Below are 12,306 nucleotides of genomic sequence, written 5' to 3'. Positions count from 1 at the left end.
TAAGCCGCCGACAAAGATATCATTGGCGTTGCCTCCTTTAATTTAAAGTTATTTTGGTCAATAACTATTTTATAGGAGGTGCGCCTATTTTGCCATTGGAAATTTACACAAGATATTTTACACTATCAACAATTTTATTCAGACCATAGTTCAAACAGGCTGGTTTTCCGCTAACGGCGGCGGAACTTGTCCGGCGGCTCCGGCCGGATGCCCCGGAACTGCGGGGAGCTGTCCCTACGTGACTCTTTCGACGGTTTATGCGGATTATTATCTAAGTTTAAAATGAAAAGGAAATATGAAATCTATAAAAGACTTAAAACTTAAGGATAACGAAATAAAAGCCGTAGAAGAACTAAAGAAAACCATACTCGGCATATATCCAGACGCGGAAATAATATTATTCGGCTCTAAAGCAAGAGGAGATTATACCGAAGATTCCGATATCGATATACTCATACTTCTTAATACCGAAGTAAATTCTAAATTAGAAGAAAAAATTATAGGCGATATATATGATATAGAATTAAAATACGGCCTGTTATTTGGACCTTTAATAAAAAATATAAACGATTGGAATAACGATTATAAAGGCAATCCTTTTTTGAAAGAAAATATTCTCAGAGAAGGCATGTTTATATGAAAAAAGAATTAATTGAATACGCAAAATATCAATTAGAAAAATCGAGGGATAACTTAAAAGATATAAAATTAAAATAAATGTGTAAAATATAATTCGTTTTTGTCATTCCTGCGAAAGCAGGAATGACGACAGGGCTTTCGCAGGAATGACAAGGTATATTCTTAAATTTTTATGAAAATGATAATTAAGACTTTGAATAGTATTAAAAAAAATAGGGGCGGTTTTACTCTTATAGAATTAGTGATGACGATTCTGCTTATCGGCATCTTGTCCATAGGGCTGTATCAAGTAGTTATGTGGGGGATAAACGACTATATGACCAATGAACAGTATCTCCATTCAAACAATTCGATGACGCAAGCAATGGCGACGATAAGGAGAAATTTGGAGAATGCGGCTATGCCGCCGACGCCGCCTCAAACATTTTCCGTATCAGGCGTATGTCCATTTAATAAACCAACAGATGAGCCTTCACAAACTAATCCAATATGTGTTTTTAGCAGTTTTAATACGGGGGCTGGTTGCAATAAGCAGGGAATTGGAAACGAAATATCTTTTTTTCAGTTAAATCAAAAAACGGGAAATTATGAACTAATAGTTTATTGCGTCGTAAATAATATTCTTTATAAGGAGGTGAACTCCGATGTACCGACGTCATATCCAGTTGCTGATAATATTAGCAGTATTATTTTTTAGCGCAATTTACGTAAATATCGGTTTTGTAAAACCCGTATATGCCGGAACCTGCTCTGCGCCGACGCAAAGCCAATTGTTGAGCATGACGACCGGAACGCAGGTTTATAATGCATTAAGCTGTTTATCTAATAAAAACCTTTACAGCCTTTTATATCCATTGAGTCCCAGCCAGACAAACAGCGTTCTTTCACTTTTAAGCGGACAACAACTAAATTCGGTTTTATCTATCTTGAGTCCGGCAGACCTGTATGGAGTTCTAATCCCGCTAAATTCCAGTCAGCTTAACGGAATTTTGTCGTCGTTATCCCCGAAACAATTTTATAATCTACTGCACCCGTTAAATTCGAATCAGTTATATTATCTGTTGAACACATTAACGAGTAGCCAACTTTATACGCTGTTGAAATCATTGAGCAAAAAGGAGTTAAATAAATTATTATCAAAATTAACCGACGTCGAATTGTATCTTTTGCTTTCCAATATTAATTCCAACCTGTCGCTAAATTTAAATTTTTTAAATGATTGGAATTATTTTTGGGGCGGAATTTTAAATAATATTTTCGGAGTTCAACCTAATCCCCAACCTGCAAGACCAAAACCGAAAGGTCCTGGCGGTGCTCCTTTGCCTCCTGGACCGCCACCGGCCCCTGGTCCTGGCGGTCCTCCTGCTCCTGGCGGTCCTGGTACTACTTGCAATAAGAACTCTTCAACCAGAGGAGTATATAACTGTAACATTAATATTACGATAACTACGCAGGCGCCTAACGAACCTTCGTATTCGTATTCGCAATCGGGCGGGGTTTCCGTAACCGTAGCAAATCCGCAGTAAAATTAAAGGGGACAGATTTATTCGCTTCGGCCGGCATAAAAGCTTCGCTTTTATAAACGCCCGCCTCCGCATCTTCACTCCGGACTGAGTTTGCCGGTTTAGCGAATAAATAATCGTGCTATTGAAAAAGGCGTCGGCAGCTGTTTAAGCAAAAACAATGGTTTTGTTGCCGTATTGTATTATTCTGTCCTCGACGAAAAATTTTACCGCCCTTGCCAATACCGTTCTTTCGATGATTTTTCCTTTCTTTTTAAGCTCTTCCGCGTCGTCTTCGTGGTTAATCCTTATGACGTCCTGTTCTATTATTGGTCCGTCGTCTAATTTTTCATTAACGAAATGGGCGGTTGCCCCGATTATTTTTACGCCTTTTTCGTATGCCTGAAGATAAGGCTTGGCTCCCGGAAACGACGGCAGAAAAGAATGATGAATGTTTATTATCTTTTTATTGAATAAATTAATAAAACCAGGCGATAAAATTCTCATATATTTTGCCAGTATAATAAAATCAATATCGTATTTTGCTATTTCGTTTAAAATAAATCGTTCCTGTTTAAGCCTAAGGCTATCGTCGTCATTATCTGAAACGGCAAAATTTGACGGAATATATATAAACGGCACATTATAAAAATTTGCGACGGACGACAGGACTTTGTGATTTGACAATATGCAGCCGATATTCAAAAAAATATCGCCGGAACTCGTCTGCCACAATAACTCATAAAGGCAATGGTCTTCTTTTGAGACGAAAATTGCCGCATTTTTTTTAACGGAAGTATCGTTTAATTCATATTCAATGCCGAATATGCTCTTAAGTTCGTTTAATTTTATTTTTATATTTGCAAGATTTTTTTCGGCAAAAATACTATCCAGTTCAAAGACGATTCTCATATAAAAATGGGGATTTGTAACAGATTTAGCTGAATGCTGGTTTGATTCTACTATATTTCCGTCGTTTTCAAAAAGGACTTTTGAAACTGCGGCTACTATTCCTTTTTTATCAGGACAAGAAAAGATTAAAACTAATTTTCTATTCATAGTATTATTTTCTAAATTTTAAGATAAATAAAGAGTTTTGGTTACTTTTATCGAGTTGCTTCCGTCTGCATTGTTCCTGAAGTCAGCTTTTTTTGCCGATCAGCATAACTTTGTCGCCTGCCGCCGCTGCAAAAGTTTTTTCGGGATTTATTATAACCAGTTCATTTCTTTTTATTCCGACGGCAATTTCGTCTTTATTTTCTTTAAAAAATTTTATAACTTCTAAAAATTCTTTATTTTCTAAATTTCCGGGTAAATTTTTTTCTATGAGACCTTCTTTAAAATTTTCGTCTAAAAGCTGGTTAAAAAATTTAGAAGCGCCTTTAAACTCTATGGATTTAACAAGAACCCTGCTTGAAAACGAACCGGAGGAAAATACCTCGTTGATGCCTATTTCTTTAAAAGCCCTTTCAGTTTCTTTTTTAAAAATTAAAGCGATTATGTAAATATTTTTATATTGCGTCCTAACGTTTATGCCGGCTATTAAAGAGTTTGCATCGTCTTCGTCCGAAATAATGCACAGCTTGGCTTTATCGATGTGAGCTCTTGCAACCGTTTTTTCATCCGTGATATCGCCTTTTATAAATATTAATTTACCGGTGTTTTCCGGCGATTTTTCGATATTTGCCACAAGAGTGACGTTGTCTTTCGTTTCCAAAATATCTTTCAAAGAAGATTTTATTAAACTGCTGTAACCTAGTATAACGATATGTTCCTTAAAAATATGGCTTTCCACGGTTCCAAATATCCTCCCTATTTTAAATTCAAACATAATAGAAGACACCGTCGCTAAAAAAAGACCTAAAATTCCTATTCCGGCAATCATTAAACCCATAGCGATAATTCTTCCGGCATCGTTTGTCGGCGTAACGTCGCCGTAACCTACTGTGGTAGCGGTAGTAACCGCCCAGTAAAATGATTTAAAAAAAGATATTTTTTCGTAACGGCTGAATAAGTAAGAAAAAATTAAAAGTATAGCTATAAGAAAAACAAAAATTCTTATTAAATCGGATTTATGCTGATTCGTTAATATTTTTAACTTACGAAAAAAAATTAATATGACGTTAAACATTTCTATTTAGTTATATAAAATTTTTTGTTTTTTTTAAAGATATTATAGCATAAATAATTGTATAATTATTATACTATCGTCAACAGTATTATAGTCGTCAAAAATTACTTTTAAATAATTTAGCTTTGCTTGTACAATGCGGTATTAGTTGTATTAAGCAAACAGAAATTAAATATATCGTTCCAAATGAATTTATCATTATTATAACAGATTATTATATATTAGCGGAATAACGGAGATAAATCTTAATGATTACGATGATTACGTCAACAGAATTAAAACAAAAAATAAGATCGAAATATGCGCTGTTAAAAGACGACCTTCTTAATTACGATTCGTTTCACACCGCCAAGGAAATTTCTTTCTTTTACGATTCCATAATCGTCGAAGCTTTTTCCCTTATTAAAGGAAGAGACGGTTACTGTGTAGTGGCAGGGGGCAGTTACTCAAATTTAGAATTGTGCCCTTATTCGGACATAGATATAATGATTTTGACGGAAAACAGATTAAGCGGAGAGGATTCTGCAAGGGATCTGAAGGATTTTTTTTATTTATTCTGGGATGCGGGTGTAGATCTTGCGCAGAGCGTAATGACCTGCGCCGAAGCGGTAGAACTTATGGGCAGTGATTTGAATACCTATACGTCTTTTATAAATGCAAGATATATTGCCGGCAACAAGTATTTATTTGATAAATTTAAATCCGATTTTAAAAAGATAGATGCGAAATTAATTTTTTTAAAAGAAATAATGAAGAGCTTAAGAAAAAGGCGGCTTATCAATGTTATGACCGACAACGACATTTTTCTTCTTGAACCGGATGTTAAAGAGGCTATAGGAGGTTTGAGGGATTATTCTTATTGCGGATGGATATATTATCTTGGCGTTAAGGATATATTTCCTAATCCTGATGGAGGCGGAGAAATCCTTGAATATCAAAATAAATTTAAAAAGGCCGAAGAAACGGTAATTGCCGCGCTGAAAGCAAACAAAGCCGACACTTCTTTAAAAAAAGAGGATATAACGGATCTTTATGAAGGAAAAAAATTCATTTTAAAAACGCGCATTATGATGCATCTGCTTGCCGGAAAAAAAAATGACAGGCTTACTTTCGACGTTCAGGAGAATATAGCCAATGCATTTTATTATAAAGACGGCAAATTTTTAAATAAAATAGAGTATTTTATGCATGACTATTATTTAAATGCGAAAAACATACATAATATTTCCAAATTAATTATAAATATTCTGATAGAACCGAAGATTTTAATAAGTAAATATAAGGAAAAAAAACAAAAAGAAATAATTTTAGAAAATAATTTTTTTTTAAATAACAGTTTGATTGCGGTAAAAAACAAAGAACTATTTTTATCCGAATATAGGAATATTTTTAATTTATTAAATTTGTATCAAACATCCGGTTACAGATTAAATGCGGAATCCGTTAATTTATTAAGAATCAGCGGAAACAAATACGCCGCTAAAATTAAAAAAGGTAATTTTTCAAAAGATTTTTTTATAAATTTACTAAAGAATAAAAAAAGAGTATATCAAACGCTGCTGTTAATGCATGAAACTAAAATACTCGTCGCTTTAATTCCTGAGTTTGAAAAAATAGATTCCCTCTCTACTAACGACGTTTATCATGTATATACGGTCGATGCACATTCTTTAAACGGTATATATTATCTTGAAAATATGGCAAATTTTAAAGTAAACAACGAACTTAAAGAAATCTTTGAGGATTTAAGCCCGGAAGATATGCTTATTTTAAATTTTTCTCTTCTTCTTCACGATATCGGCAAAGGATATTCCGCTCATCACGAGTCCATAGGCTCAAAAATAGCAGCTAAAATTGCAAAAAGAATAGGTTTTAATTCAAATATTTCCGATGCTATAGAATTTTTAATTTTAAATCATTTCGTTCTTCCTCTTACTTCCGAAAGAAGGGATATCCATGATCCGTCAACTATTAAATACGTTGCCGGTATCGTTAAAGACGTAGAGCGCTTAAAACTTCTTTTTATAGTCAGTATTTGCGATTCTATGGCCGTTTCTAAAACAAGGTTTAATTCATGGAGGAAGATGCTGTTAGTCGAACTTTACGAAAGAACCTTGTCGTATTTAAAAAATACCGAAGAATATTTTAAAGACGACGCCTATTATATAAATAAAGTATATGAATACGCCGAAACGTTAAGAGGTAAAAACGGATATAAATTTCTTGAAAATATTAAGGATTTAAAAGAATTTATTTCGGATTTTATTAATAAATTTTATTCCCCAGGCAAGTACTTGGCAAGAGAAAGCAAGGAAAATATTTTGCTGCACTTAAAGTTGTTTTCGAAAATAACCGAATCCCATAGATTTAATTTCGTCGCAAAAATGCATGAAACTGAAGATTATTATGAAATAGTAATTTGCGGAGAAGACAATAAAGCAATATTTTCGGATATTACGGGAGTTTTATCGTATTTTGATTTTAATATATTGAGTGCGGATATAAACACGAGAAAAGACGGTAAATTCGTAGATACTTTTTTTGTAAACCATATATACAAAAAAGTTGACGGAGATATCGACTGGCACAAACTGAGAAAGACTTTTTTTAACGTTTTCAACGGAACGGAAAAATTGGAGGAAAAGTTAAAAAATAAAAGAAAAAGCGAAAGTTTATATGCAAAGAGCGGCCCCAGAGTTATAACTTCCGTCGAAATTTACAATAATATGAGCGATGAATTTACCGTAATAGAAATACAGGCTTTGGACAGGAAAGGACTTTTGCACGATATAGGAAAAATTTTTAATTCATTTAACATCGATATTTTTGTTTCTAAAATTACGACGCAGGGAAATAAAGTATATGATACGTTTTACGTTAAAAATTATCAAGGCGGCAAAATAAGAAATTTGCTTTTAATGAAAAAAATACAACAAACCGTTAAAGATAAGCTTTAAAATAACCGCCGTTTAATTTGACGCCGCTTAATTTGCTTGACTAAAAGTATTATGTTGTGATAAAAATATTAATTATGATGGATACTCAACTAAAAACAAAAACATTTGCGGAAATTTATGAATCGCAGGGACATTATTTAGAAGCATTAAATATTTATATAGACCTGCTAAAAGAAAATCCTTTTGACGAAGAATCTTTGAGCAACATAAGAAGACTTCAAAACTTAATTAAAACAGAAAAAGAAAACAATAATAAAAAAAGTCAAAAAGCAATATCTGTTTTAGAAAATTTTCTGCAGAAAACTTATGCCTACAAAAAAGGTTCCTCCCTGCTCTGAGTAAATATAACAATAAATAAAGTAAATAAATAGAATATAAAATAATCATAAGCCATGCTTAATTTGCCGGAACTTGCTTCAAATATAGCAGAAAAAAAAGCGTCGGGAATTTTAATTAAAAAGCCGGCAAATATCTTTTTTATCTCTAATTTTTCGGGAAGCGGATATCTGTATTTTTCGGTTTCCGGAGAAATTATTCTTTATACCGATGCAAGATATTCCGAAAGAGCCTCCAGAGAATGTTTTAAAAATGTTAATATAATCGAAATAAAAGAAATATTCAAGGATATAGCCTCCGACATATCTTCAAGAGCCGGTTTAAGCGGTTTTTCTTCTATACTGTTTGAATCGGATTATATTACTTACGATGAATACATATCGTTTGCAAAAGAATTGGGAAATAAATTTAATTTTATTCCCGCAGGCGGCTTTTTATCGAAAATCAGATCCGTAAAAGATAAAAAAGAATTAGACTATATAATGCAGGCAGTTTCCGTATCGGAAAAAGCCGTTATCGACATGCTTAAGAAAATTGTTTACCATAATGAATCAGACGGTATTTCCGAGAAAAAAGCTTCTTTAATTTATAAAAAAAATCTTTTAGATTTTTATTCTGCGGAATCATTTGAAACGATAGTGCTCTCCGGCAGAAATTCAAGTATTCCGCACGGCTTGCCTTCAGCGGATAAAATTATTTCAAAGCGCGGAGTTTTATTATGCGACTTTGGAGCAGAGATTAACGGATATAAGAGCGATGAGACGTTTACGGTTTATCTTGGAAAACCGGACAAGAAATTTTTAGACGTTTACGACACGGTTTATACGGCGCAGCAGAAGGCTATTTCAAAAATAAAACCGGGCGTAAAATTTAGCAGTTTAGATAAAACGGCGCGCGATTATATAGAAAAACGAGGTTACGGAAAATATTTTACTCATTCTTTGGGGCACGGCGTAGGATTAGACATACACGAATATCCGTACGTCGGCAAAAAAAATTTAGATACGGTTAAGGAAGGAATGGTGTTTACCGTGGAGCCCGGCGTTTATTTAGAGGGTGAATTCGGCATAAGGATTGAAGATATGTGTTATGTAGAACGCGAAGGAGCAAGGATTATAACCGGAATTAAAAAAAATCGGCATAGTATAGAAAGTTTGCTATAGATTTAAAATGCAGTTTTAAATTTAATAGTTGATTTTTATTCCGCTTTGTTTTAAATTAATTAATGCGTTGAAAATAAAAATAATATGCAAAAATAAATACTAAATATTAGTATATTAAAATTAAAATATTACATATAACGGAGGTTTTGCTAAGTGTATTCTACTACGGATTTTAAAAAAGGGCTTAAGATAGAAATGGATAAGGAGCCGTATGAAATAATCGACTTTCAGCATGTGAAGCCCGGCAAAGGCGGAGCGTTCGTCAGGACAAAGCTGAAGAGCCTTATTTCGGGAAAAGTAATCGACAGAACTTTAAGGGCGGGAGAAAAAGTTGAAACGCCAAATATAGAAGAAAAAAATATGCAGTATCTCTACAACGAGGGTAGCGATTTTATTTTTATGGACAACGAAACGTATGATCAGGTTCATATAGACAAAGAAGCCTGCGCCGAAAGCGCCGGTTTTTTGCTTGAAAATATAAACGTTAAAGTGCTCTATTATAACGGCAAACCAATAAATATAGAAACGCCCAATTTTATAGACGTTAAAATAACTCAAACAGAACCTGGTCTTAGAGGCGACACCGTTTCGGGCGCTACCAAACCCGCGACTTTAGAAACAGGATTAGTTATAAGCGTGCCTTTATTTTTAAACGAAGGCGATTTAATAAAAGTCGATACCAGGACTAGGTCTTATATAGAAAGAATAAGTGCCAAACAGTAAAATATCGGTTACCCGATTGTAATTCTATGAAAATATATCGTCTTGCCGGGTTAAAGGAGAAAATATGAATATAAAAGACATTAAAGATTTGGTTAAATTCATTAAATCTAATAAAATTAAAGAATTTTACTATAAAAAAGGCGACGAAGAGTTTAAAGTTACCCTTGATTCCGATGAATTTTATAAAGGCGGACGCAGAAATGCATTAATTGGAAAAAAAGAAGAGCGCGGCGCTCAAATTTCCGATTACGAACAAGAGGAGCTTGCTAACTTTGCTATAAGCAGGGCTAATATAGCGGCGGAAACCGATGCAGTATCGGCTAAAGTTAAAAATGAACGTCTTAAAGAGATAGTTTCTCCTTTTGTAGGCTCGTTTTATAGGTCGCCTTCTCCGGATAAACCGTCTTTCGTCGAGGTAGATTCTATAGTCGAAAAAGGAAGTCCTGTTTGTATAGTCGAGGCTATGAAAATTATGAACGAAATAGAGGTCGATATGAAATGCAGGATAGTATCTATTCTTGCTGAAAACGGACAATTGGTCGAATTTGGACAGCCTTTGTTTTTGGTAGAGCCTCTTTAATAAAATTCGGGGAATATAAAACTTTATATAAGTTATATAAAATAAGCTTAAAAAATAAGCTTAAAAACAGAAAATAAAAAAATAAAATATGTTTAGAAAAATTTTAATTGCCAACAGAGGAGAAATTGCGGTCAGAATCATAAGGGCTTGCAAAGAAATCGGCATAAAAACTGTTGCCGTATATTCAACTGCCGACAGGGACAGTCTTCACGTAAAATATGCCGACCAGAGTATATGCATAGGGCCTCCGCCTTCTTCTAAAAGTTACCTTAATATATCTTCGATTATATCTGCGGCGGAAATAACCGACAGCGAAGCCATACATCCCGGATACGGTTTTTTATCGGAAAATGCAAATTTTGCCGAAATTTGCGAGAATTGCGGCATCAAATTTATCGGACCTACTTCTTCAAATATGAATATGCTTGGAAATAAGCGAAATGCCAGAAAATTAGTCAAGAGCCTCGGCATTCCGGTCTTACCCGGCAGCGATGATATAGACGATAATGAAGAGGAGATTAAAAAAGCGGCCGAAAAAATAGGATATCCGTTAATCCTTAAGGCTTCTATGGGCGGCGGCGGAAGAGGCATTAAAATGGTTTTGACGCCGGCTCATTTATCTCAGGCTTATCATCAGGCAAGACAGGAAGCGCAGTCTTTTTTCGGCGATCAGGACGTTTATTTGGAAAAATTTTGCGAAAATCCAAGGCATGTAGAATTCCAGGTGCTTGCAGACAAGTACGGAAATGCGGTTTATCTTGGTGAAAGGGATTGCTCTATTCAGAGAAGACATCAAAAAATTATAGAAGAGGCGCCGTCTCTCGCCGTAAAATCCGCTGCAAGAAAAAAGATGGGCGCATTAATATTAAAAGTCGTAAAGGAAATAAATTACGTAAATGCGGCAACTTTTGAATTTTTATTGGATAAAAACGATGATTTTTATTTTATGGAAGTAAATACCCGCGTTCAGGTCGAACATCCCGTTACCGAGCTTGTTACCGGTATCGATATCATTAAGGAACAGATAAGAATAGCAAACGGCGACAGGCTTAAAATAAAACAGGAAGACGTTAAAATTAAAGGCCACAGCATAGAACTCAGGATTAACGCCGAAGATCCGATAAATTTTAAACCGTCGCCGGGTTTAATAACTAATTATATCAAGCCCGGCGGATTCAACGTCAGGGTGGACGATTTGGGATATTGCGGATATAGCGTACAGCCTTATTACGATTCGTTAATAGCCAAGCTTATAGTCCACGATTCTAACAGACTTGGAGCAATAAATAAAGCTAAGAACGCCCTGAACGAATTTGAAATAGACGGCATCGAAACAAATATTCCTTTTCTTAAAAGAATATTAAACGACAGCGATTTCATTTCCGGAAAAGTAGATATAGGTTACGTACAGAGATTTATCGAAAGATGAAAAATAATTAAAATTTATTTAAATTATATAAATTTTATGTTGCAAATATTTTAATAAAATTATTAAATAAATTATATATCGTATGCAATATATATTAAATACCGAATAATTTACGCATTATAGTTATTATATGTTGTAAGCATAAAAAGGCATTAACATAATATAATCATCTAAATAATAATAACAGGGATAGCAAAGGGGGAATTATGGATTTTCCAAAAGGCTTAAAATATAATTCGGAACATATCTGGGTAAAAGTAACCGGCGATAACGCTCTTATAGGGGTGACGGACTATGCCCAGGATCAGCTCGGAGACATTATATACGTCGATCTGCCTGAGGTAGGTTACGAACTTGAACAAAACGAATCTTTCGGTACTATAGAATCGGCTAAATCGGTTTCAGAACTTTATGCGCCGGTAAGCGGTCACGTGATCAGCGTAAACGACTCCTTGAAAGACGAGCCTGAATTAGTAAATGAAGAACCTTACGATGCCGGATGGCTTCTTAAAGTTAAACTGACTAACGAAGACGAGCTTAACGATCTTATGTATCAGGCGGCATACGAAGAATATTTGAAAAATTCTTGATGAGTTTCAACCTTATAATTTCAGGCGGACATTCCGGCAGTTTTAATATGTCCGCCGACCTTTTTTTATTAAATAAATATAAAACTGCGGACGCTTTTTCCGCAGATCCAACCTTAAGGATTTATTATTTTAATCCTCCTGCGTTATCGTTAGGTTTTTTTCAAAAAGATAAGAATATAGACGATAAAATTATCGAAAAAGCTAAAAGCAAGGGTTTCGACGTTGTTTCGAGACCTACCGGAGGCAGGGCGGTTCT

At 34.4% G+C, this 12,306-nt stretch carries 13 protein-coding genes; 11 read left to right on the top strand and 2 right to left on the bottom strand.

Annotated elements, in window-relative coordinates; all coding sequences use genetic code 11:
• Positions 1 to 295 precede the first annotated feature (295 nt).
• From EVJ48_09765 to EVJ48_09755, 3 genes are all read left to right on the top strand, one after another.
• On the top strand, positions 296 to 640 hold the full coding sequence (locus EVJ48_09765) for a nucleotidyltransferase domain-containing protein (protein ID RZV36961.1): 345 nt from the start codon (positions 296 to 298) through the stop codon (positions 638 to 640).
• 171 nt (positions 641 to 811) lie between these two features.
• Complete coding sequence (locus tag EVJ48_09760; protein RZV36960.1) at positions 812 to 1,336, top strand: prepilin-type N-terminal cleavage/methylation domain-containing protein; 525 nt, start codon at positions 812 to 814, stop codon at positions 1,334 to 1,336.
• Positions 1,305 to 2,165, top strand: coding sequence for a hypothetical protein (locus EVJ48_09755; GenBank protein ID RZV36959.1), 861 nt, complete (start codon positions 1,305 to 1,307; stop codon positions 2,163 to 2,165). Before EVJ48_09760 ends, EVJ48_09755 begins: the two co-directional genes overlap by 32 nt.
• Positions 2,166 to 2,309: 144 nt before the next feature.
• Here the strand turns inward: EVJ48_09755 and purU are convergent, their stop codons facing one another.
• Positions 2,310 to 3,200 (bottom strand): formyltetrahydrofolate deformylase, encoded by an 891-nt coding sequence (purU, locus tag EVJ48_09750; protein ID RZV36958.1) that lies wholly within the window; start codon positions 3,198 to 3,200, stop codon positions 2,310 to 2,312.
• A gap of 82 nt (positions 3,201 to 3,282) precedes the next feature.
• Positions 3,283 to 4,272, bottom strand: a complete 990-nt coding sequence (locus tag EVJ48_09745) for a potassium channel protein (protein RZV36957.1) — start codon at positions 4,270 to 4,272, stop codon at positions 3,283 to 3,285.
• A 248-nt stretch (positions 4,273 to 4,520) separates the two neighbouring features.
• On the opposite strand from EVJ48_09745, the gene EVJ48_09740 reads away from it, so the two are divergent.
• The 8 genes from EVJ48_09740 to EVJ48_09705 all read left to right on the top strand — a co-directional run.
• Positions 4,521 to 7,229, top strand: a complete 2,709-nt coding sequence (locus EVJ48_09740) for an HD domain-containing protein (GenBank protein ID RZV36956.1) — start codon at positions 4,521 to 4,523, stop codon at positions 7,227 to 7,229.
• A 56-nt stretch (positions 7,230 to 7,285) separates the two neighbouring features.
• Positions 7,286 to 7,567, top strand: coding sequence for a hypothetical protein (locus EVJ48_09735; GenBank protein RZV36955.1), 282 nt, complete (start codon positions 7,286 to 7,288; stop codon positions 7,565 to 7,567).
• 54 nt (positions 7,568 to 7,621) lie between these two features.
• Positions 7,622 to 8,728, top strand: coding sequence for an aminopeptidase P family protein (locus EVJ48_09730; protein RZV36954.1), 1,107 nt, complete (start codon positions 7,622 to 7,624; stop codon positions 8,726 to 8,728).
• 153 nt (positions 8,729 to 8,881) lie between these two features.
• Positions 8,882 to 9,451: an elongation factor P gene (gene efp / locus EVJ48_09725; GenBank protein ID RZV36953.1), complete on the top strand. Its 570-nt coding sequence runs from the start codon at positions 8,882 to 8,884 to the stop codon at positions 9,449 to 9,451.
• 64 nt (positions 9,452 to 9,515) lie between these two features.
• A complete protein-coding gene (gene accB, locus EVJ48_09720) occupies positions 9,516 to 10,031 on the top strand; it encodes an acetyl-CoA carboxylase biotin carboxyl carrier protein (GenBank protein RZV36952.1) in 516 nt (171 codons plus the stop codon).
• A gap of 88 nt (positions 10,032 to 10,119) precedes the next feature.
• Positions 10,120 to 11,460 carry an acetyl-CoA carboxylase biotin carboxylase subunit gene (accC, locus tag EVJ48_09715; protein ID RZV36951.1) on the top strand — a complete coding sequence of 447 codons (1,341 nt, stop codon included), beginning with the start codon at positions 10,120 to 10,122 and terminating at the stop codon, positions 11,458 to 11,460.
• Positions 11,461 to 11,666: 206 nt separating this feature from the next.
• The gene (gene gcvH / locus EVJ48_09710) at positions 11,667 to 12,050 is read left to right on the top strand and encodes a glycine cleavage system protein GcvH (GenBank protein ID RZV36950.1); all 384 of its coding nucleotides are present in this window, start codon (positions 11,667 to 11,669) and stop codon (positions 12,048 to 12,050) included.
• Positions 12,050 to 12,306 (top strand): lipoate--protein ligase family protein (locus tag EVJ48_09705; GenBank protein RZV36949.1); only part of this gene is annotated, 257 nt, incomplete at its 3' end. The genes gcvH and EVJ48_09705, both read left to right, overlap by 1 nt.

Source organism: Candidatus Acidulodesulfobacterium acidiphilum, from assembly GCA_008534395.1.
GTDB classification, from domain to species: Bacteria; SZUA-79; SZUA-79; order Acidulodesulfobacterales; family Acidulodesulfobacteraceae; genus Acidulodesulfobacterium_A; species Acidulodesulfobacterium_A acidiphilum.
This window is presented reverse-complemented; position numbering and strand designations above follow the sequence as displayed.

What these genes read in the sequence shown, in the direction of transcription:
- EVJ48_09765 (RZV36961.1), top strand. Translation starts at nt 296, where the DNA reads ATGAAATCTATAAAAGACTTAAAACTTAAGGATAACGAAATAAAAGCC.
- purU (RZV36958.1), bottom strand. Translation starts at nt 3,200, where the DNA reads ATGAATAGAAAATTAGTTTTAATCTTTTCTTGTCCTGATAAAAAAGGA.
- gcvH (RZV36950.1), top strand. Translation starts at nt 11,667, where the DNA reads ATGGATTTTCCAAAAGGCTTAAAATATAATTCGGAACATATCTGGGTA.
- EVJ48_09760 (RZV36960.1), top strand. Translation starts at nt 812, where the DNA reads ATGAAAATGATAATTAAGACTTTGAATAGTATTAAAAAAAATAGGGGC.
- EVJ48_09730 (RZV36954.1), top strand. Translation starts at nt 7,622, where the DNA reads ATGCTTAATTTGCCGGAACTTGCTTCAAATATAGCAGAAAAAAAAGCG.
- accC (RZV36951.1), top strand. Translation starts at nt 10,120, where the DNA reads ATGTTTAGAAAAATTTTAATTGCCAACAGAGGAGAAATTGCGGTCAGA.
- EVJ48_09740 (RZV36956.1), top strand. Translation starts at nt 4,521, where the DNA reads ATGATTACGATGATTACGTCAACAGAATTAAAACAAAAAATAAGATCG.
- accB (RZV36952.1), top strand. Translation starts at nt 9,516, where the DNA reads ATGAATATAAAAGACATTAAAGATTTGGTTAAATTCATTAAATCTAAT.
- EVJ48_09745 (RZV36957.1), bottom strand. Translation starts at nt 4,272, where the DNA reads ATGTTTAACGTCATATTAATTTTTTTTCGTAAGTTAAAAATATTAACG.